Raw genomic sequence first — 19,683 nt, 5'->3', positions numbered from 1 at the left:
TTTATGATGTAGTATTGGGCATATTTTTGATTGATTATTAGATGATAACTTAATAATCAAATACATATGTTCTTACTTTAAGATTGACAAAAAAAGAGACTATGATTATGGATCCGATTCATGGATTCATCAATATTTCTGTGTACCCTGTCATCGAAGAGTTAGTTGAGTCAAAATATTTTCAACGATTACGACGATTAGCTCAACTAGGTCCAACTTCAAATGTTTATCCTAACGCTACACATAGTAGATTTGCTCATTGTTTGGGAGTCATGCATGTATTTTTGATTCTTTTTGATGCCATCACTAGAAAAGAAGAAAATGTTTTTCCAGATTTAGAAAATAAACGTATGATTGGGGCAATTACTGCATTACTGCACGATGTAGGCCATGGCCCTTTTTCACATGCTTCAGAAGGCATATTGGATAAAGCAGTTGGTAAATTTATTCATGAAGAAATGACATGTTCAATTATTACTAATACTGAAGTCTCAGACATTCTAAAAAAATATGGTATTGATCCACACTCTGTATGTGATTTAATTAATCACATTGATTCTAAAGAATGGCGATTAGTGTCTCAGCTAGTCAGTAGTCAACTTGATGCTGACAGATTGGATTACCTTATGAGAGATTCATATTTCACTGGTGTAAACTACGGTAGAATTGATCTTTACCGTATAGCTAACACTATGGAAATATGGCATGGGGATTCTAAAGATCCATTCAATGACACTGCCATCATTAATCATAAAGGTATAGGTGCTATTGAAAATTATATTTTAGGTAGACATTTGATGTACGAAGGTGTTTACTTTCATAAACTTTCTAGATGTATGGAATTATTACTTCAGAATGTGTTTAAACGAGCTGCCAAATTAGATGACAGTATTACTAATTTAAGCAGTGTAATGGATATTAATACAAAAACTACTCCTGAACTTCTTTATGAGATGGATGATAGTTCCTGTACTGCATTATTTCATAAGTGGACAAATTCTAATGATGATATATTGAAAGATCTGTCTATCCGCATTTTAGAGAGACGTCGTTTATCTTCTGTTTCTCTTTCTACTGAAAAATACACTAAACTAGGAGCAATCCAAATTGGAAAATTGCCTGAATTGGTCAAAACAGCTGGATTTTCTGAAGATTATTATTATATTGAAGATAATTATGAAAAATCTGCATACGATATGTATAATCCAGAAGAGCTTGAAGACGGTGGTTTTTCACCAATTGGGCACATTATGACTCCTAATGATAATAAATTACAAGAAATTTCCAGTAGATCTAAAGTCATTAAGACATTAAGTGAGATAGAAAATAAAAAGATCCGTATTTTTATTCCCGAAGAAGTTTTACCTGGAGTCAAACAAATTGTTGGCACTTAGAATAAATAATAACTTGATTAGGTTGAGTAAAGGGGATAAGAAGTTATGAATACACTGATTGAAAGTATGGGTCTTTTATGTTTGGCAATTCAAAGCGTTGAAAATCATGATATTGGTAGAACTAAATTGCAAAAAATGATTTATTTTGCAGATAGATATCTTGGATGGGATGTAGGCGATTATAGTCTTCATTATTATGGTCCTTATTCTAGAAATCTTGCTTCAACATTGAAAACTGTTAGAGGTGAATTATTAGAAGAAACACGTCCTGGATTTGGTCCTTATCAATATGAGCTAACCCAAAATGGTTCTCGATTTGTTACTGAGTTTGTGGATAATGTGTGTGATGAAGATAAAACTCAGAGAACTGTAGACTTGTTTGCAGAATTATCTACTTGGACTCGTGATGAGCTTGAATTGTCTGCGACCTTGGATTATGTTCACAATAATACACCTGGAATTACACAAGAATCTTTGCTTGCTAAAGTTGGCATCATCAAAGACAATTTTTCCCCTGAACAAGTTGAAACTGCCTATCACTTATGGAATGGTTGGAAAACTGAACATAATTTTTAGATATTAAAATTACCTTTTAACTTATTTCTATAAAAATTAGATGCGTTTTTACTGTAATGATCAATTTTGTGTAACCACCCAAGATCTAGATCACGGTGATTTTCACATGATATGGACGATACAAAAAATAATACATACCATCAATGGAAATCTGAGTTTAGAAAATTAGATAAAGAAATAGATTATTTTTTAAAAGATTTCGTTCAACAAAAAAGTTGTAAATGTGTTGTTGATGAATGTAAACATTTTAAACAAAATCGTAAATCTCTATTTGGTACAAGAATAGATGCTCTTTATAATATGAAATTAAAGATCGGTTTATCGGCTATTTCTGAAGTTGTTAATCAGAATTAATTTTTCTCTTTGATGATTTGTTCTAATTCCTCTTTTGAGTATTTTTCATGTAAAGTGGCAAATTCTTCATTTAATTTACGAATATCATGTATTGAAATAGGCACAGAAGAGCGATTTTGTTTAAGATATATGTTTGCGACGGTATGGAGATTATTTTTAGTTATAACACAAGTCAATCCACTTGAATATGTAAGTGGTTTAAAATGAAATTGATGCAGTGCTTTAAGTTCGATGACTGGGATATTTGGATTTCCAAATCTTGTAATGAATGAATAAGTATCAAATCCATATTGATGGTATACTAACGAGCTAACCACTCCACCAAAAGATTTTTTGATGGATGAAACTAATCGGATTATTTGATCACCTTCTCTACTTGAGATATACTGTAAATTCAGTTTATTATCTTCATTAGTTGCTTTTGGTTCTCTGCCAAAAAATCCAATTATTTCTAATCCTCTACCGAGAGAGTTTGAATAGAGTAATTTGAAAATTGAATGATTAAGATTTTCATCTATCACTGGAACTATCTTACATTCTTTAGGTATGAGTGTGATGTATTCTTTAAAATTTTCTAAAGCATTTCGACTAGTTTTAAAAAATGCTTTAATTAATTTAAAGCCACATTCTTTTTGAAATTCAATTAAGGCGATGTTTTTATCTTTTTGGATACTCATGGATTTAGCACCACTGATTACTAAAGTGCATAATTTATCAGAATTTTGTTCAATAATTTCGGAGATGATTTTTTGTCTTCTATTTCTATAATCTTTATCTGAAATAATCTGTTTAGGGTGTCTTTCTACTATTTCTAGAAATTGTGTTTTAAAATCAAATTTTGATGAGTGCACAAATTTTGCATGATTAAGATTGGTTGATGTAATGACTTGATTGGGAAAACTTCCTTTGATTCCCATTATGTCAAATGTTCCATATCGATTCCCATTCTTTTGTTTAATGGAAACCGACATATTATTTTCCTCCGAGTCCCTTCAGTAGAAAAATTCCTGCAAGTACTCCCCCTAGAATTAATCCTCCTTTTGCCCATTTTTCTGGAATGCCTGTTTTTTCTTCAGTGTATTTTGCTAAGTGATCTAATGTTCCATTAGGAAAATCTAGTGCATTATGTTCATCATAATGAATTTCTCCCCAATTTAAATTTGGTTGGAATATGGCATGACGATTTCCAAACTCTGGTTTTTCTCGGAATTCTTCCAAACCATCTGTTCTGATTATACTAGTTTCGCTCCATTGTGCTGTTTGTACTTCATGCCTATGGATCATTACAATTTGGAGTTATTACAAATTGATATATATCTGTTAACCTAATTGACCAAGTATGAAAAGTAGTATGAAAGTCGATCAAAATGATGTTACAATTTTGTATAAAATACAAAATTTTAATAAGAAATACAATTTCTTGGAAGATGAAGTAGTATGAATCAAACAGCACAAAAAATTCTCGCTGGTAGAAGAATCGCAATACCAAGAGAAATGTTCGAAAAATCTGCTCTTGAAGATGGTGGAATTGTTCTCGTAGAACAAGATGAAAATGGAAAAATAACTATCATTCCTGCTGACGTCAAAGCAAGAATTCCAGTTTAATTTTCTATTTTTTATTTTATTTGTTTTAAAATGATAAAATTTGTGTAATTAATTCTCTCATAGTGAATTGCCTAGTAGGTTCAAGTTCCTGAGATTTAACAAACAGTACAAAACTCAATCAATTTACATCCATGCGAAAAAAAAGTTGATGAAATTTCATTAATTAAAACTAAATCCATAATTTTGAGAAATTCTAGTTGAAATTATCGTACATTTTACAATATTTTAAAAGTTAAGACTGCTCAGTCAAATGCCTTCCAATCATCCATTTCAGATATAACTCTGATTCTTCATCGCGTCCTGAGTTTTTACTTGAACCCGCTTTAAAACTTGAGAGGGTAGCCCGGCCCAGACTCGAACTGGGGTCAAAGGCTTCAAAGGCCTCTATGCTTGACCGCTACACTACCGGGCTACAAAAAATATTCTTCAGATGTTCACTAAAGTATTTGCATTGTGAATTCTACCTAGTTCTGTTTTTTCGGATAACTGCTTTGCTTATCTCAATATCAATTCCCTGATCCGCATCAGTGTCTACAAATACTTTTTCAGCTTTGATTTCATACACAGATTCATCATTGTCTATTAACCCCAATCCCTTGTTGGTTTGGTTGTTGTCCATGTACTCTGGAAGAACATCAAGTACAATTTTCAGCATGTTGTCAAGATCCTTGCGGTATTTGCTCACGTTTTCCTCTCGTTGCTTGCTGAGTCGAAACTTTATCTTCAAGGTTACTTTCTTGCCCTTACAGTTTTCTCTTATCTGAGGTATGTTAGATTTTGATCTTCTAATTTTGTTTCGGAGATCTATCTTCCTTGCGACATCTTTTTTTGTCTTAGAAGTTTTTGGTTCAAATTTTCTCAGAGAAATTTTGCCTAGCAATGAATCACATCATACTTCCAGAGAAACAATATTCCTGCATCGGGGATGACACTCAAAGTGGTCCGCTCCTCAAGATCAAACTTCTGCATCCTTGCAAATATCGTTGTAATCACAGTACTTGCACGTAAAGGACTGCGGAGTCGCATCAAACTCCTTGTTCTTAATTGACTCGGTAAGAGTTTGTAAAACTTGTTTTGCAGTATCAACGTTAGATTGCGATACATCGTAATCGAAAAACTGTTGCCCCTCTTCTTTTTCAACGTAAAAGAAGGAGGCAGTCTTCGGTAGCTTGCCGTACTTTCTGTGCTCCTGCAGTGCAATGCAGTACATGTTTAGCTGTAGGCTCTCCTCAACTTTTTCAACTTTCTTGTTCTTGCCTCCCGTTTTGTAATCTATGATCACAAAATCCCCCTCAGGCGTTTTTTCAATTCTGTCAATTTTTCCGTTAACCTGAAAACCGCCGATATGAGTTGAAAACTTTAGCTCAACATCAGTTACGGTATTTTTGTTCTTGCTGTTCCAGTTGTAGTAAGATTTGAGTGCAGGTACTAGCGATTGCTTGTCTTCAGCTTCTTTTTGAACCGAGCTCTGCAGGTAGTTTGATTGATCCCAGTTTAATTCGAGCTCTGACATGAGAGATCTCAAGTCTCCTTTCTTTTCAGGCATTTCAGGATTGTCAACACCCTCCACAATTTTGTGGAACACTGTTCCTTTGTACAGGGCGTTTGCCTCCTGATTTGCAGGCAGTGCGTTCAGCACGTGCTTGTACCAGAACATCTTTGGGCACTTTGAGTAGTCATCAAACTTTGAGAAGGACAGTTTTTGATTTTCGTACCCCATCTCGATTGGGTCAGTGCCGGCTAACCTTTCATCGGTTAGAGGATCCGGCTCATACTTTAGCAGTCCATCGTAAGAAAAACCATCAGAAGATTTGTTCTTTTTGTAAAAATCAATCTTTGCAATTTCAATTATTTTTTGAATTGCGCTTTGGTACTGATCAGAGTGAAGATTCTTCAGAGCCTTTTCGATGTACTCATTTTTGATCACGTCAAAGACATCAACCGGCGCGGAGATGTTTTCGTTAGAGTTTGAATCGTACTTTACAAAGATAACGTTATCGTTTTCTTTAGGTTTTAGTGCCTCAAGAAATTTTGATGCCTTGTTTGCTTTTGACCTGTCCTCGTACTGCGTTGGGTACATCAAGAAGAGGTGGCTGATAGTTCGCGTCATGCCAACGTACAAAATTCTCCTCTCCTCCCTAGTGTGCTCTATCTTTGGCGTTGCACTTGGAATTACTCCCTTTGCAATTTGCTGTGGCACGTAAAATGATTTTTCAGAGTACTTAATCGGCATCCTGTTAGTTGCAACATCTGCGATAAACACAACTTCAAACTCCAGCCCCTTGCTTTTGTGAATCGTAGAAACCTGCACCGCATCATCACCGGACATGTCCCTCTTTGTTTCAACATCGAACTGGTTGAGCTGTTCGGTAAACTCCAAGAATTCCTTTACAGTTACCTCGGAGTTTATCTTTTCAAAGTCGTACGCGTTGTTCAGCACGTTGTTCAGAACAGAGCGCTCAACAAAGCTCTCGATTGAATCGTCGTTTGATATTTTTTTGTAGATGTCAGTTTTGTTTCGGATAATTTTGTAGATCACCTGTGAAGGTGTACGGTCCTTTGAAAGTTTGATGAATTCGTTAATCGTTTCAAACAGTTCTCGAATCTGAGTTTTCTGCGTCAGGTGCTCTACTTTCAAATCGGAGAGAACATCAAACGCGTAATCACCATCAGTTTTACCCCTAGCCCTAACTCCTGCTTCTCGGTTAATTTTTGAGATGTTCTGAGGCGTGATGCCGTACTCCTCAAGTAGCCTCACGATGCTGGTCATGGATTTCATCGGATCTGCAATGATCCTCAGGAACGCAAAGAGAACTTGAGCACTGGGAGAACCGTGTATCCTGGATTTACCCACGTACTTTACAGGAATGCCATCAGATGCAAGTATTTTCGCTATGTTCAGACCATCCTGCTGTTTTCTGGAAAGAATTGCAAAATCCCTGAAAGAGTATCCAGGGTTTTTCTTCATCAGTTCGCCGATTTTGTTTTTGATGAACTCTGCTTGCGCAATTTCAGAGGAGCACTCCACCACGTTGACTTTGCTATCTTCTTTTTTTGTATGTTCGATATTTTTTGTGTCTCGTAAAGGATCTTGTGCTAAAAGCTGTCCGGACAGATTGATCACGCTTTTTGGGTTTCTGAAATTTTTTCTAAGGGATATCTCATCGTAGTCTGGAAAAGTTTTCTTAAAATCTTCAAAGATTTGAGTGTAAGCTCCTTGGAACCGGTAGATGTTTTGATCAGCATCACCTACCGCAGTTACGTTTCCGCCTTTTGCAATTTTTTTGACCAACGCAAACTGCGCAAAGTTGTTGTCCTGAAACTCATCGATCAAAACGTGCTTGAACTTTTCCTGAACTCTCTTTAGCACGTGTGGTTGATCTTTGTTTTCCAAAAGCCTGTTTGCCTCCACGATCAGATCATCGTAGTCCATCACGTCAATTTTCTTTTTGAACTCTACGTACTTTTTGTAAATTTTTACAAGGTTATCCATCTGATGCAGGTAATCAAACTCATCCACATCTGCTATCGATGATTCTTCCTTGAGTTTTTTATAGACGTACTTTTTCAGTTCATCAGGAGAGATTAGTTCCTGGTTGAAAACGCTGATGCCGTCAACCATCTTCTCGATTAAGTCGTACGCGTTGTTTCCAATTACAACGTGTCTGTCAAACCCAAACTTGTCTATATTCTGAACACCCCACACCAAGAACACTGAGCGGTCTAGCACGCCACCTTTCATCCCAAGACCGGTCGCAGTTGTATTCTCCAAAAGGAGGCTCCTGCAAAAAGCGTGGTAGGTGCTGATCTGCATTTCAGAGAGATCGTACTTTCCTTTGATCTCATCGTCATCCTCCAGCCTTCCCCTCAGCTCGCTTGCAGCTTTTTCTGAAAAGGTCAAGCAGAGAATTTCTGATGGGTCAAGGCCGTCCCTTACAAGAAACTTTACCCTCTCAGTAATCACGCGTGTTTTTCCACTTCCAGGCCCAGCTGTAACCAGGAGAGGTGACCCTTTGTGCTCAACTGCTTTCATCTGAGTGCTGTCTAACTTCATATTTTCTTAATCTCACGAGCCTATTTCAATAGGATCCCAAACGTTCACAGCACGTATCGATAGAATTATCCGTGGTTAGTTTCTAGAAAATTCAATGTCTAAAGCACTCTTTGAAACTCTAGGAACCGGCGCAAGAGTCATGAAGCTCCTGCAGTCAGAGGAGGAGTACGGCGGACCGCAGTCAGTTGAGGACGTGTGCAAGAACCTGGGGATGACCAACAGAAACGCCCGCTCAATTCTGTCAAGGATGTGCATCAAAGGGAAGATCGACAGGGTTGAGAAATCAGTGTACAGGGCGAAAGGCGATGACAGGAACTACAATCCTAAAAAACCGCACTACATCGAGTGATTCGCTTTTTCAATTCACTTTGTTTTTTCGTAAACAACTTTTGTCAGCGATCTTGTTTTTCTCTTGACGTTTTTTACGTGCTCCAAAACATCTACCAGTGAAACTAAAGAGTAAGGATCGTCTGGTATTCCGTCTGGAATAATTTTTTTAACATCTACAAGATCAAATGTGTCTGGAAGTTCTTTGAGAATTTTTCTCAGAGGTGAGCTTGCCTTCTTTGGGTTTCCAACTTTCATCATGTAAGGCTCCTGCGATGCGCCGATAACGCAACAGAGGTAATCTCCAGATTTATTTTTGTAGTAGATGTGAGTTGTGTCCGTTTCCTTCTCAGCATCTCTTGAAACTTTTTGGAACTCCAGATTGAAGCCCTTTGGAACGTGATCCTCAACGTCAATGTGGGCATCTCCTTTTTTCCCGGACTGCACAGTGTCAACCCATTTGACTGGGAAGTAAAGAGGGATCATAAAGTTGGAGAGCATAAGATTGTCCTTTGCTCTCTTCTTTGCAAGAGTCGCGTACGATTTTCGAATGTCTACCCCGATGTACTTTCGCTTCAGGTGGTTGGCAACTTTCACCGTCTGACCGCTTCCGCACATAGGGTCTAAAACAACATCTCCTGCTTTCGTGTACATCTGAATCAACCTCCACGGAATCTGCTCTGGAAAAACTGCGGGGTGATTGATTACGTTTGGAGGAACCGGTGTGATGTCCCAGACTGAAAGCGCAACCTGCCTCTTCATTGCTCTGTTTAGCGGAACCTTTGGTTCTGTTTCTTTTAGCAGGAATCTGCCCTTCTTTCCCTTTTGGAGGACTATAATGTACTCGTGCATTATGTTTGCCCTGTACCTTGTTGGGACAGGAATTTTCACGAACTGCCCGAACCTGTTGCCAGCACCGCTTCTACCAGCAGTCACCTTGTTCCAGATAATCATGTCGCGCAAGTGCCACCCCTCTTCCTCATCTTGAAGATCCACGAGCTTTGAGATGAGAAGACTTGGCAGTGGAATCAAAACTCCCTCGGATAGCTCATCTGCTATCACTATGCAACAGAAGCCACCAGGCATTGTAACTTTTTTCACCTCAGAGAAAATCCCCTGCATCTCTGTCAGGTAATCTTCAAGCGAACCTCCAACGTTTCCTCGGTACTCTTTTCCCTTTCCAGATTTTTGGTTTTTAACATGCTGCGAGTAGTTTATCGCGTTTCCGTACGGCGGAGAGGTTACGGTTAGAGCAACGCTGTTAGGTTCGATGAATTTAGAAAGTGTTTTGCTGTCGGCGCAGACAACATCGTTAACTGTAAATTTTTTTGCCACAGCTGACATCGATGATCATCAGCTTTAAACCTTTTGGAAATGATAGTAATTTTTCCACATGTGTGTTTTATACAAGTTAACTAATTTCATACAAGATACGTTAAACCAAGAGATGAATTGGTGTCAACTAGTTTATCTACAATCAGTAAAAAGGCAAAGCCCTTGATTTGGGAAGGAAAACACGCTGTGTTGGCGTAAATCTTTAAGTTCCTAAAATTTGGAAAATTCATAGTAAATGAAAACAATCATCGCCGTAGTGGTAATTGTAGTTGGATTAGCCCTAATAGGAGGAGCTGTATTCTTTTCCAATGTGGAAAAAGGTACGGAAAAAATAAATCAAAATGAACAATTTCAAGATATAAAAAATCAGACTTCAGATAAACTGAATTCAGAGACAGAAATTGATAATGTCCAAAGAACTGAAATAAAATCAGACTTTGAAACTAGAAAACAGTTTGTTTTAGACAACTTGAAACAGATAGAACAAGAATTTACTGTGAAATTTGATAAAGATCTCAGCTCAAAACTAGAAAACGGTGCCACATTTCAAACATATAAAATCATTCACAAAACCGATGGCAATATTGGAGATTTGACATTCTACTATGGAAAACCAGATGTATTTCATACTTCAAAGTTTGACAATTTTTTCCAGACAAGTGTATTTCTATCAAATGAAAACGGGATTGTGCCGACCACCCATTCATTGCCCATTGTAAAAAATATTCTTTCTGTATTGATTCCAGTTTGGACTGATCTGGATGCGGGAGAAAATGGATCTGAATGGGTAGATAATGTGATCAAGAATGCACCTGTTGATCAAAATGATGAACAAAGTGGAATAATTGATTCTGAGAAAAAAGAAGTGGAGTTTAATTACAAAAAGAAATCCTTTGGATACTACAAACTCTTAATCACGGACAAAACCGTTTAAAAAAATTCAAATCAGATTTATCCATACTTGATTCATCTTACCTTTATAACATCTAACGCTTCCTGCATTTCAACAAAAATCAAGAATGTTGTTTAGTCTTCTTAAGTTCTTTCAAATTCATTTCTAAATTAGTGAATTTGTCACCCATATCATGAATTAATTGAGTTAGTTTTAAGCTCAACTCGTTACGTTTTTTTGATGTGCCATGCTTTCTAATCATTAATTGTAGTTTTGCATATTGGTTTTTCATTTTTGATAGATCACTCATAATTTCACATGATTCACCATAGTATTTGTACAACTGATCTTGCCAATCAATGTCTTTTTCTTTGATGATTTTTTTTATTTCCTCTAAAATTTCTTCTTCTTCAGACATATCCATTACGTCAGTTTCATATGATTCTCTTTCAATAGTACGTTTTGTATGTGAAAATTCTTCCATCCATCTGAAAAGATAATGTGCCAAACGTATTTTGACATAATACTCGTTGTTTTTAAAATTCTTTTTTAATTCGGATATGTCATCAAATATTCTACAAAATAATTCTTCAAGTTGTTTATCAATATCTTTTTCAGATACACCCTCTTCATTTCTAAAATATTGTTTTTCTTTTTTATATTTGTGAAATTTGACATGATGGTCTGTTATCAGTTCATTAATATTTTTCTCAAGGGTTTTTTTTGCCATTAACTTTTTTTGCTCAACAATTATTTTGATCAGTTTGTTATGTTTGATTCCGGGATTCCTTTCAATTATTTTTAGAATTTCTATTTGCCTGTCTGTAAGTGTGGTTTCCATATATACTACCAATGTTATGGATCAACCTACCTCAAAAAGGTATTTTCTGGTAGGTTTTTCATTAAATTGACTCACGAATACCATTTCAAAATATAGTCTATTATGATTTGTGAAGTCCAAATCGATTTTATGAAAAAGGAGGTGAATGACATGGGAAAAGCAGGATACCCTTCAAAAAACCACAGGAAGCCATCAGGAAAAGATCGAGACAATAACTAGTCAGGTTTTACTAAAACCATCAGCAACACCAATTATTTTTTTTTGATTGAATTAACAAATGATCATTTTGTGATGTAATCCTATTTTCATCATAATTCTTTAAAAACAATATCAAATCAAACAATACTGTTGAAGATTTTAGTTGATGAAATGTATGATGGATTAGATGAGAAACTAATTGAAGCAGGATATTTTGAAGTTCAAAGTGTGAAGAAATTAATCAACAGCGGCAAAAAACTACAAAGTGATTTTTCTGTTCTAAATTATGCACGGGATAATGAAATGATCTTAATTACAGCTGATGTGGAAAACAAAAAAGGTTGTGAGGAAAATAACATGCCATGTGTAGCCATTGGGAAAATCAATGTATTTGATTTTGTTAAAAATGAATTAGAAAAATTAGAGAAGGGAATTCCTTTAGAATCTAGTGATGGATCAACAGATGATGAAGTTCTTGACGCGTTTAACAAAATTAAAAGCGGTGAAGCATCACGAATGGGTCAGAAAGGTTCGAGTTAATGAGTGAACGTGGTTTTATTTTTTATACCGCATAGTTGCTCTTTATACTTTCTAAAACAGTAAGAGTAATTTCGGCAAGCTTGGTTCCTAATCTAACTGGAACTGCTTCTCCTATCTGAGTTCTGACCTGCGAGCGGTTTCCCTCAAACATGTAATCGTCTGGAAAAGTCTGAAGCCTCGCTCTCTCGCGGTTTGTCAGCATGCTCCTTCCTTTTTCGTAGTGGTAGCTCCAAGTGCCACCACCGCCGTAAGCCATCACGGTGTAGCCGGGTTTCAGCGGATGAGACCTTCTGTAGATATTGCTCATCGTTCCTTTCACTTTCCACTCGGTTCCGTTTACAAACAGGTAGTTCATGTTAGGAGGGATGTGCTCCATCCTACTTTTCACTCCAGAACCTTCGTTAGGAATTTCGTTGCTTTCATCTTCAAACTTCATACCTGCTAGAGGTTTTCCATAGTACCCAAGTTCTTTCAGAACTTTTTTGTGATCCTCAAAGGCAACTTCAACCTCACCATCATCTTTAGGTGTGATTGCGTTGGCAGTGAGGTAGTCTTCAACAGCGTCAAAAGTGAGCTTGTCCCATACTTTTGATTTCCAAGCGAAGGCCTCAGGGGTTCCAACCTCTTTTTCGATTCCGCGGTACTCCTCCATTAACTCAGAGTACTTGGAAGATATCTCCGGAACGGTTTTTCCTTCAAACGCCTCCATTGCAGTGATGGGGTATTTGCCGAGGAGTGATTTTTCACCCTTTAGAATCTCTTTTGATTTTTTAGCGAGGTCACCTTCATCAGACGGTTTGATCAGATCTTTTCTCACGCCAACGATGATCAGCCTCTTCCTTTTTTGAGGTACGCCGATGTCAGAGGAGTTCACTATATCGTTAAAGATCAGAAAGTAGTTTTTTGCAGACGACGGGCCTTTCTTTATTTTGTTTTTTATTTCAGACCACCTGACGTTGAGGTTCTCAAAGTCTTCGGTGATCGTCTTGTAGGCCATTCCGCCATTGGAGCTTACAAGGCCTGGAACGTTTTCAAAGACAAAAATTTTTGGCTCAGCTCTTGTCAGAGCTCGGATAAAGTGCGAGTACAGCTTTCCACGCGTCATGTGGATTCCAATTTCTTCTCTGCTTCCCCTCACTTGGGAAAAATCCTGGCATGGTGGACCCCCTATCACGCAGTCAATGTCTTTTAACGGTGTAAAGTCCACCTTGCTCACATCGCCAACAATGTAGCACGGGAGTTTTGGGGTTTCATTGAACTCATCTACGCTTTGAATTTCTGTGTGGTGGTTCTTCGAGTAGGTTTCCGCAGGGGCAGGAAGTATGTCGTTTGCAATTTGGCTTTCGAACTTTCCAGTTTTTGTAAACCCAGAATCCAAACCGCCTGCTCCTGAAAACAGAGTTGCAATTTTGTAACGGTGATCAGATTTCTTCATCTTTTACATCGTACCCCTGTAGCTCATAATTAGAGGTAGTGCTGATCTAAAACTCTGTGCTGATGTAGATCCTCTTTCCGTCCTCAACGAAAACCAGTGTGTCACCATCCTTCACCTTCAGCTTGTTTCGCACCTCTTCTGGGACGGTGACCTGAAACCTTACAGTTACCTTTGAGGAGCCTAATGCTTTGCCCATTTGTGGTGACTTGCAGAAATAAGCATATTAAGAAAGCCAAGTATACCAAGATTACCAAGTATTAACGGATTAAATGCTTTTTGCTATTTCTGCCAGCCTGATAGCGCCCAGCCTGTCTGTAATCTTTTGATTCCTTCTTGCGACAAATGTGTTGTTCTTTATCAGTTCAGGATCCCGTCCAGAGTAAGTGATCCTGTAGTTCTGCACATCTCCTTTTTTGAAATTCCAATCTCCTAGCACATCACTTGAAATAGCAACATCGTTTAAGCAGTAGAAGAAATGGTTGACCAGCGATGAGAGCTTTTCCTCATGCATTTCTATTTTGCCTTTGAACTTTATGTCACCAAATGATTTAGGGTACGGTAAACGAGTTTTCTCTCTACCAGCTTTTGTCAAAAAAGCACCAGTCTCTTTGGGAAGGGTTTTGTTGCCAACATTCATTTTTTTGTATTGGCCCGACTTCATATTGTTTCTGATTCTAATTTTCGTTTTAGCCGCAGGTTCAACAAAAATTTCTGGGCTCACCATGTACCCGCCTTTCGGAAATGACACTCCAAGTTTCTGAATGTCGTGTACAGAAAAAACATACTTGATCTCAACTGACAAGTCAGAAACATCATGGAAATTCATCAAAACGGGATCTCCTGGAATCAATTTTTTCATGTACGCACCCAAGATGCTGGAATGCCTCTTGTTGGAATCGTGTTTTGAATCTACGAGTTCCCCATAAACGTAGAACATTTTCTTCGTATCAGTTATTTTGTAGTCGTTGTTTTGTATAGATTCGATCTCATCTGCTTTTGGACCTAGCCAGTTATCAGCATCGGATATGTTTTTAATTTCAACGTAGACGTTAGGATTTCTTTCTTTCTTGTATTTTTTTTCAACAATCTTGTATACGTCGGGTTCGGTTTTTCCTTTGTTGAGTGCGTGAATCTCAAAGTCAGGCAAACAATCGATAGATTTGTTTAATTTTGAGAGTTCCTTGCATACTGCGATTTCAACAATCTTGTTCATGAAAGAATCAAGGACGCCGCCAACTCCCCTGTTCTGACCTCCAGTTCTGTTCTGGGTGGATTTTGTATCATCTAAAAAATACTTCAGACCAAACTCCCAGCACTGCTTCACTTCATCATCGGTGACTTTGTGGATGATTTTTTTTGTAACTGCCATCTTAACCGACTGTGCACGTTTTAATCGGCTTGATTTTGTTGGCCTCAATGATGCTTTTCTTCAAACCAAACCTGGGTCTTCTTTTCTGCTTTTGCTGGTCGCGGAAAGTTTGAGTTTTGTTAATCTGAAAGTTGTAAATTAAATCGTTTGGAATTTTGTACACGTCGTACTTGCAGTCGAACTTCCCATCTCTGTAGAAGTCCAAAAAGTAGAGAGCGTCCCAAACAGATTCTGGGCCAAAGCTCGTCAGATCGTACCTGATTGTCGTAGCTTTAATCTGGATTCTCTCGTGAGTTTTTGGGTTGTAGCAATCGTATGAACCAGATGTGCCCTTGACATACAGCACTCTGGGGCAATCAAACTCTAAGGAAAAGGCCCCCTCGGATATCCCCTCAGGCAAGTTGGGTGCTCGCGATTCAAATTTTGTGAGGCCCATCTTCAGCTCAAGCCAGGCGCCGTACAGCCTCTTCATCTCGGGGCCGTCTTTTTTTTCGGCTTTAAGGAGAACCGCATCGTACTTCTTGCCATCAACGGTGATCTTGTCGGAGTACTTTATCACACGGAATTTTTTCTTCTTTCAGATTAAAACAGCGCCAAGTATACCAAGATTACCAAGAAAAAGAAATGCAGATTAGAGATGTAATTCGGTTTTAGTTGGTTGAAAGATCATATCAAAAAAAAGCAATCTTGTTTTTCGAAAATACTTTTGATATGGAGAAAGAAAAATAATTTTGATTCGCTGTACCAGTGGAGGAACTCGAAGAGCAGGTACAAAGTTCTCCTGTCAGAAGTCCTTTTAAAAAAAACAACCAGGAAGCAGGTTGCAGCGGAGTGGAGTTCAATTACTAGAAATTTCAAAAGCTTTGAAGAAATCAGAGAAGCAGATTTGCGAAAGCTCAAAAAAGTTCTGAAGCCGCTAGGTCTGGAAAACACTCGCTCCAAACACCTCAAGCAACTTTCAAAAAAAATTATCTCAGAGTTTAGCGGGAAAGTTCCTGGAACAAAAAAAGATCTCCTATCGCTCCCAGGAGTTGGGCCTTACACTGCAAATGCAGTTCTGTGCTTTGCCTTTGATCACGACGTGTCAATGCTGGATGTCAACATACTGCGCGTTCTGAAAAGAGTTTTTTCTGTAGATGCAAAAAACTCCAGAGAGAGGACAGGCAAAATGCTGTGGGAGTTTGCAGAGTCGCTTCCGCCAAAAGGAAGGGGAAGGGAGTTCAACTACGCGATCCTGGATTTTGCAGGGGAGGTGTGCACCGCGAGAAGCCCAAAGTGCGGTTCTTGCCCCATGAGAAAAATTTGCGATTACGTTCAGCTGTGAACTAGTTTATCAAAGTATGTGTTGATGAGATCCTCTACGGAGCCACCTGCCAAGTTCAACCGGTCCATCGCATCTGCGAATACATCCTCCGACAGATTAACAATTGGAAACTCTGCTCGGATCGAAACCACAAAATCTTTTCCGTCATCTGTAACTTCAAAAAAATCCAGTTCGCGAACGCTCGGTGCGCTTTCAAGTAGTTTTTGGAACTTGGAACGCGTATGCTCATCTTGGCTGTAGAACGTGTTCCGGATTTCTCCACCCATAATTATTTGAGCTGCACAACTCACCGTGTCGGTGCCCTTCAGCTTGAAGACCTCCTCGCTTTCAACTTCAAATCCAGGAGGGGTCAGGAAAAGCCTGAAGTCATCTAGGGGCATCATCCCATTCCTTATTCTGTAGCCGTTTGCCTCCAGCATGAAGCAAATGTGTTCCAGTTCCCTAGAAAATGAAGCCACTCACTAGGACACCGCTTTTTTGTTTAAAAAGTTTAATCTGAAGGAATCTCGCACTCAAATTGCTCATCTGACTGTGAAACGTTATTGTTTTGGAAGTACAGTTAAGAGAAGAATTTCAAGATCCTGCAAAGTTGTGAAATCATTAGATCATGCATTGGCTATTTTGTAATAACTTGAGGATTTAGAGTTTTTTTCTAATTGTACGAATCACAACAAATGGTGCAACAAAATACATTCCCACATTTAGCAGAATCAAACTAATTCCATATCCCAATACCGTACTTTCTGAATCCATATTCACATTGTTTAGAACTGAAAGGGATGTGAGTAATGGAACAAGTGTGATCTTGACTGCCTCTTTGAATACTGGATTTTCTCTTTCCCAGTCTGCCATAGTTGGACTAAATGAATAGTAAACGTGGTTAAAGGATTCCATAAAATTAGTTCCGGATTCTGTTTGAAGTAATTGATTGTCTCTTAGTTCTCGTAGTTGTTGTACCTGTGGCGCTAGCTCACTACCATATGTTGCAGTGGCAATTAGGCAGCCACCTCCTTTTGATTGATCCAAAATTTCATCTTGTATTTTATTTTGGATAACGTTTGAATTTGATTTTTCTTCAAAAGGTTCAATGGTTTTTGCCACCTGACTTGCAAAATCATTTTTTTGAATTTTAGTTATTTGAGTAATTCTAGAAATATAACTTTCCTTTAGTGTGTTACCTATTTCTAATTCATCTATTTCTTTTTTCTTTTTTGTTTCAAAAGAATCCAACAATTCTAACTTGTTGTTAGCAATATCTTTCCATACCCCAACATAATCTGCATAAAATTCCTCTCTAAGTCCAGCACTGTCAAGTATACGGTCAAGCATATCTAATTCATCAGATGCAAGATATACAGAATTGATGAATGCCTCTTTAGGGATTTTTTCGGCTACCTTAGGTACATAGGCATCAAATACATCAGATAATCGTTGTGAATCGGTATTGTTTAGTGCTAGATAGCCGAAAGAATATGAATAGTACGATTTCACTATTTCTTCTGCTTTCTCCTCTGGGCTTAGTTCTGGTAGTGGAAGAAATCTAGGAAAAATTGGTGATTCAGAAGTTATTTCAAATTCTTTTGATTGGGATGAATTAGATTTTTCTGTTGAGTTGAAAGTTTTACCCACTACAATGTCAAACGAAAATGTTTCTGTAGAAATGGGTTGGAATAAAATTCCTGTCACATCCACATCCAGAGAATATACTCCGTCATCGCGATTAAACTCGATTGGTATTGTTACAGAACCTGTGGATGTGTGTGTTAGAGGAATTGGTCCAAAGACAGTTTCTCCATCTTTTGAAACTGAAATGGTATAATCAATATGCTCTTGAACTTTTTGTGTTTGAGGATTGATAAAATTTACGGTTATCTTGGTTTTGATATTTGGATCAATAGGTTCGTGGTATAATTTAACAACCAATGTTTCAGTTCGGAGGTCAATTTGTGCTTCAGCAAAAATTGGGATAGTTAAAAGTAAAGCAAATAACAAAACAAATGTCATCATCATCCTACTAAGAAGCATATTATCTCACTCCTTGTTAAATGCTACTGCATCTTACTTTGTCATGTCTTTGTCAAAGGTAAAGTTGAGTATCACGCTTGATTCAGATCTTGTAAAGTGGCTTGATCAGAAGATCAAAACAAAAAAGTTTGCCAACAGATCTCACGGGCTGGAATACGGGTTATCTCAACTGAAAGAAAAAGAGTGAATCACTTTTCCAGATAAGCTTTGGATAAAATACTTCCTAATTTTTAGTTTGGATGAATAATTTTAAAAACATCATACAATGATTTGATGTAAGGAAATACCCTTTCAGACATTTCATCAAATCTGTAATTGGTGATGTTGTCTTGTGTTTTGATGGATTTTGACAATGCCATAAATTTTACAGTGAAAGTACGTTTTGCAACAGATCTGCTTGGACTATATTCTCCATTCTCATCACTTTCAAAATAACGAGTTATCCCTTGGGTCATGATTGGTCTTAACGGATAGAGTTCCAACATAGAATCTTCGATATTAATTACATGCAAGTCAGATTCTTCAAAATCAAATTCGTTTAACTCGGCATGTACACCAAAATATACTTCGTCTGGATTATCTTGAGTGACTGAGATATCCAATGTGCAAAATGCACCGTGTTCAGGTAGGCTGTAAGATATACTGCACTCTACACTGTTTGCTGATACATCTTCTACATCAGCCCAGTACGTGACATTTGGAATTTCTCTAACTATTTTATCATTAATTGCCAAGATCAAATCAAATGCGAGACTAGCAACTAGAGAATATGTCATTTGAAATCAGTCCCCCCCAGTTTTTGATCTTGCATGATATAGCTACTCACAATGCTCAATATAAAGTTAAAAAAATTACAATTTTTGGGGTTAAGATTGTTTAATCTTACATAAAATTAGTCATTTTATTGTAAAATCATTAACCCTTGTTAACCCCTCGACATTATCGTATTTTGATAATCAAATCATCTCTGGGTAAATTGTAATGTGATTCCTCTCCTTTTGGCAGTTCTCCACTATGTGAGATGGTACAAGCCCTGCATACGATACCAGTTTTTCTGCAGTTGCAACTCTTTTGAATCATCCTCCACTTCAAAATCGTCTAATTCTTTGATATTTTTTGTATTTTTTAAAATCCTGCACTTCGAGAGGTAAGATACTGTTGAAATGCTTCATTCTGTGCTGTTACTTTGGCAGGAGTTAAATTCTGAGTTCTGCAGTTTACAAATCTTTTGATAAATCCATCGAAACATGTTTTTCCATGAATTTTAAGAAGATAGTCCTTTACATCGACGCATCTTAGAGAGAGAACATATCTGATCTCATCCTCGGATAATTCTTCAAAAGTTTTGTTTGTTATCATTTGTTGTATGTTACAAAATTTCTTTAAAAGCACATCATATTCTTAATTTTAATAG

22 protein-coding genes and 1 tRNA gene are annotated in these 19,683 nt (G+C 37.5%); 8 read left to right on the top strand and 15 right to left on the bottom strand.

What is annotated here, in order from left to right:
* The first annotated feature begins 83 nt into the window (after positions 1-83).
* From WDZ98_RS05445 to WDZ98_RS05435, 3 genes are all read left to right on the top strand, one after another.
* Complete coding sequence (locus WDZ98_RS05445; protein WP_368059191.1) at positions 84-1,394, top strand: HD domain-containing protein; 1,311 nt, start codon at positions 84-86, stop codon at positions 1,392-1,394.
* A 45-nt stretch (positions 1,395-1,439) separates the two neighbouring features.
* Entirely contained in the window at positions 1,440-1,970 is a 531-nt protein-coding gene (locus WDZ98_RS05440; RefSeq protein ID WP_368059193.1) for a hypothetical protein, read from the top strand.
* Between the two features lie 111 nt (positions 1,971-2,081).
* Positions 2,082-2,324 (top strand): hypothetical protein, encoded by a 243-nt coding sequence (locus WDZ98_RS05435; protein WP_368059195.1) that lies wholly within the window; start codon positions 2,082-2,084, stop codon positions 2,322-2,324.
* Here the strand turns inward: WDZ98_RS05435 and WDZ98_RS05430 are convergent.
* Both WDZ98_RS05430 and WDZ98_RS05425 read right to left on the bottom strand, forming a co-directional pair.
* Positions 2,321-3,295 (bottom strand): hypothetical protein, encoded by a 975-nt coding sequence (locus WDZ98_RS05430; protein WP_368059197.1) that lies wholly within the window; start codon positions 3,293-3,295, stop codon positions 2,321-2,323. The genes WDZ98_RS05435 and WDZ98_RS05430 overlap by 4 nt on opposite strands.
* Before the next feature lies 1 nt (position 3,296).
* Positions 3,297-3,608 carry a hypothetical protein gene (locus WDZ98_RS05425; protein WP_368059199.1) on the bottom strand — a complete coding sequence of 104 codons (312 nt, stop codon included), beginning with the start codon at positions 3,606-3,608 and terminating at the stop codon, positions 3,297-3,299.
* Between the two features lie 153 nt (positions 3,609-3,761).
* On the opposite strand from WDZ98_RS05425, the gene WDZ98_RS05420 reads away from it, so the two are divergent.
* Positions 3,762-3,929: a hypothetical protein gene (locus WDZ98_RS05420; RefSeq protein WP_368059201.1), complete on the top strand. Its 168-nt coding sequence runs from the start codon at positions 3,762-3,764 to the stop codon at positions 3,927-3,929.
* A 339-nt stretch (positions 3,930-4,268) separates the two neighbouring features.
* On the opposite strand, the gene WDZ98_RS05415 is transcribed toward WDZ98_RS05420, so the two are convergent.
* The 3 genes from WDZ98_RS05415 to WDZ98_RS05405 form a co-directional block, all read right to left on the bottom strand.
* Positions 4,269-4,341 (bottom strand) — tRNA-Gln (locus tag WDZ98_RS05415).
* 48 nt (positions 4,342-4,389) lie between these two features.
* Complete coding sequence (locus WDZ98_RS05410) at positions 4,390-4,809, bottom strand: hypothetical protein (protein ID WP_368059203.1); 420 nt, start codon at positions 4,807-4,809, stop codon at positions 4,390-4,392.
* A gap of 75 nt (positions 4,810-4,884) precedes the next feature.
* Positions 4,885-7,983, bottom strand: coding sequence for an ATP-dependent helicase (locus WDZ98_RS05405; protein WP_368059205.1), 3,099 nt, complete (start codon positions 7,981-7,983; stop codon positions 4,885-4,887).
* Positions 7,984-8,077: 94 nt separating this feature from the next.
* Between WDZ98_RS05405 and WDZ98_RS05400 the strand changes: the two genes are divergently transcribed.
* A complete protein-coding gene (locus tag WDZ98_RS05400) occupies positions 8,078-8,332 on the top strand; it encodes a hypothetical protein (RefSeq protein ID WP_368059207.1) in 255 nt (84 codons plus the stop codon).
* 14 nt (positions 8,333-8,346) lie between these two features.
* On the opposite strand, the gene WDZ98_RS05395 is transcribed toward WDZ98_RS05400, so the two are convergent.
* The gene (locus WDZ98_RS05395) at positions 8,347-9,645 is read right to left on the bottom strand and encodes a site-specific DNA-methyltransferase (RefSeq protein WP_368060936.1); all 1,299 of its coding nucleotides are present in this window, start codon (positions 9,643-9,645) and stop codon (positions 8,347-8,349) included.
* 235 nt (positions 9,646-9,880) lie between these two features.
* On the opposite strand from WDZ98_RS05395, the gene WDZ98_RS05390 reads away from it, so the two are divergent.
* Positions 9,881-10,579, top strand: a complete 699-nt coding sequence (locus WDZ98_RS05390) for a hypothetical protein (protein ID WP_368059211.1) — start codon at positions 9,881-9,883, stop codon at positions 10,577-10,579.
* Positions 10,580-10,658: 79 nt separating this feature from the next.
* Here the strand turns inward: WDZ98_RS05390 and WDZ98_RS05385 are convergent, their stop codons facing one another.
* Positions 10,659-11,378 (bottom strand): hypothetical protein, encoded by a 720-nt coding sequence (locus WDZ98_RS05385; RefSeq protein ID WP_368059213.1) that lies wholly within the window; start codon positions 11,376-11,378, stop codon positions 10,659-10,661.
* A 348-nt stretch (positions 11,379-11,726) separates the two neighbouring features.
* On the opposite strand from WDZ98_RS05385, the gene WDZ98_RS05380 reads away from it, so the two are divergent.
* Positions 11,727-12,116: a DUF5615 family PIN-like protein gene (locus WDZ98_RS05380; RefSeq protein WP_368059215.1), complete on the top strand. Its 390-nt coding sequence runs from the start codon at positions 11,727-11,729 to the stop codon at positions 12,114-12,116.
* A 22-nt stretch (positions 12,117-12,138) separates the two neighbouring features.
* Here the strand turns inward: WDZ98_RS05380 and WDZ98_RS05375 are convergent, their stop codons facing one another.
* The 4 genes from WDZ98_RS05375 to WDZ98_RS05360 all read right to left on the bottom strand — a co-directional run bounded on the left by WDZ98_RS05375 (position 12,139) and on the right by WDZ98_RS05360 (position 15,479).
* Positions 12,139-13,551: a DNA cytosine methyltransferase gene (locus WDZ98_RS05375; RefSeq protein ID WP_368059217.1), complete on the bottom strand. Its 1,413-nt coding sequence runs from the start codon at positions 13,549-13,551 to the stop codon at positions 12,139-12,141.
* A 46-nt stretch (positions 13,552-13,597) separates the two neighbouring features.
* Positions 13,598-13,747, bottom strand: coding sequence for an AbrB/MazE/SpoVT family DNA-binding domain-containing protein (locus WDZ98_RS05370; RefSeq protein WP_368059219.1), 150 nt, complete (start codon positions 13,745-13,747; stop codon positions 13,598-13,600).
* A gap of 69 nt (positions 13,748-13,816) precedes the next feature.
* Positions 13,817-14,920 (bottom strand): hypothetical protein, encoded by a 1,104-nt coding sequence (locus tag WDZ98_RS05365; RefSeq protein ID WP_368059221.1) that lies wholly within the window; start codon positions 14,918-14,920, stop codon positions 13,817-13,819.
* Position 14,921: 1 nt separating this feature from the next.
* Positions 14,922-15,479 carry a Bsp6I family type II restriction endonuclease gene (locus WDZ98_RS05360; RefSeq protein ID WP_368059223.1) on the bottom strand — a complete coding sequence of 186 codons (558 nt, stop codon included), beginning with the start codon at positions 15,477-15,479 and terminating at the stop codon, positions 14,922-14,924.
* Between the two features lie 99 nt (positions 15,480-15,578).
* On the opposite strand from WDZ98_RS05360, the gene WDZ98_RS05355 reads away from it, so the two are divergent.
* Positions 15,579-16,244, top strand: a complete 666-nt coding sequence (locus WDZ98_RS05355) for a hypothetical protein (protein ID WP_368059225.1) — start codon at positions 15,579-15,581, stop codon at positions 16,242-16,244.
* Here WDZ98_RS05355 and WDZ98_RS05350 read toward each other — a convergent pair.
* From WDZ98_RS05350 to WDZ98_RS05335, 4 genes are all read right to left on the bottom strand, one after another.
* Positions 16,235-16,702, bottom strand: coding sequence for a hypothetical protein (locus WDZ98_RS05350; protein WP_368059227.1), 468 nt, complete (start codon positions 16,700-16,702; stop codon positions 16,235-16,237). The genes WDZ98_RS05355 and WDZ98_RS05350 overlap by 10 nt on opposite strands.
* 181 nt (positions 16,703-16,883) lie before the next feature.
* A complete protein-coding gene (locus tag WDZ98_RS05345; protein WP_368059229.1) occupies positions 16,884-18,269 on the bottom strand; it encodes a CFI-box-CTERM domain-containing protein in 1,386 nt (461 codons plus the stop codon).
* Between the two features lie 230 nt (positions 18,270-18,499).
* Positions 18,500-19,045 (bottom strand): hypothetical protein, encoded by a 546-nt coding sequence (locus WDZ98_RS05340; protein WP_368059231.1) that lies wholly within the window; start codon positions 19,043-19,045, stop codon positions 18,500-18,502.
* Positions 19,046-19,394: 349 nt separating this feature from the next.
* Positions 19,395-19,628: a hypothetical protein gene (locus tag WDZ98_RS05335; RefSeq protein ID WP_368059233.1), complete on the bottom strand. Its 234-nt coding sequence runs from the start codon at positions 19,626-19,628 to the stop codon at positions 19,395-19,397.
* Positions 19,629-19,683 lie beyond the last annotated feature (55 nt).

It is taken from the genome of Candidatus Nitrosopumilus sp. (assembly GCF_040878665.1).
Taxonomy (GTDB): Archaea; Thermoproteota; Nitrososphaeria; order Nitrososphaerales; family Nitrosopumilaceae; genus Nitrosopumilus.
This window is presented reverse-complemented; position numbering and strand designations above follow the sequence as displayed.

Excerpts from the sequence above, each read along its gene's own strand:
- WDZ98_RS05340 (WP_368059231.1), bottom strand. The coding sequence starts at position 19,045 with ATGACATATTCTCTAGTTGCTAGTCTCGCATTTGATTTGATCTTGGCA.
- WDZ98_RS05405 (WP_368059205.1), bottom strand. The coding sequence starts at position 7,983 with ATGAAGTTAGACAGCACTCAGATGAAAGCAGTTGAGCACAAAGGGTCA.
- WDZ98_RS05420 (WP_368059201.1), top strand. The coding sequence starts at position 3,762 with ATGAATCAAACAGCACAAAAAATTCTCGCTGGTAGAAGAATCGCAATA.
- WDZ98_RS05400 (WP_368059207.1), top strand. The coding sequence starts at position 8,078 with ATGTCTAAAGCACTCTTTGAAACTCTAGGAACCGGCGCAAGAGTCATG.
- WDZ98_RS05385 (WP_368059213.1), bottom strand. The coding sequence starts at position 11,378 with ATGGAAACCACACTTACAGACAGGCAAATAGAAATTCTAAAAATAATT.
- WDZ98_RS05365 (WP_368059221.1), bottom strand. The coding sequence starts at position 14,920 with ATGGCAGTTACAAAAAAAATCATCCACAAAGTCACCGATGATGAAGTG.
- WDZ98_RS05370 (WP_368059219.1), bottom strand. The coding sequence starts at position 13,747 with ATGGGCAAAGCATTAGGCTCCTCAAAGGTAACTGTAAGGTTTCAGGTC.
- WDZ98_RS05430 (WP_368059197.1), bottom strand. The coding sequence starts at position 3,295 with ATGTCGGTTTCCATTAAACAAAAGAATGGGAATCGATATGGAACATTT.
- WDZ98_RS05440 (WP_368059193.1), top strand. The coding sequence starts at position 1,440 with ATGAATACACTGATTGAAAGTATGGGTCTTTTATGTTTGGCAATTCAA.
- WDZ98_RS05375 (WP_368059217.1), bottom strand. The coding sequence starts at position 13,551 with ATGAAGAAATCTGATCACCGTTACAAAATTGCAACTCTGTTTTCAGGA.
- WDZ98_RS05390 (WP_368059211.1), top strand. The coding sequence starts at position 9,881 with ATGAAAACAATCATCGCCGTAGTGGTAATTGTAGTTGGATTAGCCCTA.
- WDZ98_RS05425 (WP_368059199.1), bottom strand. The coding sequence starts at position 3,608 with ATGATCCATAGGCATGAAGTACAAACAGCACAATGGAGCGAAACTAGT.
- WDZ98_RS05435 (WP_368059195.1), top strand. The coding sequence starts at position 2,082 with ATGGACGATACAAAAAATAATACATACCATCAATGGAAATCTGAGTTT.
- WDZ98_RS05335 (WP_368059233.1), bottom strand. The coding sequence starts at position 19,628 with ATGATAACAAACAAAACTTTTGAAGAATTATCCGAGGATGAGATCAGA.
- WDZ98_RS05345 (WP_368059229.1), bottom strand. The coding sequence starts at position 18,269 with ATGCTTCTTAGTAGGATGATGATGACATTTGTTTTGTTATTTGCTTTA.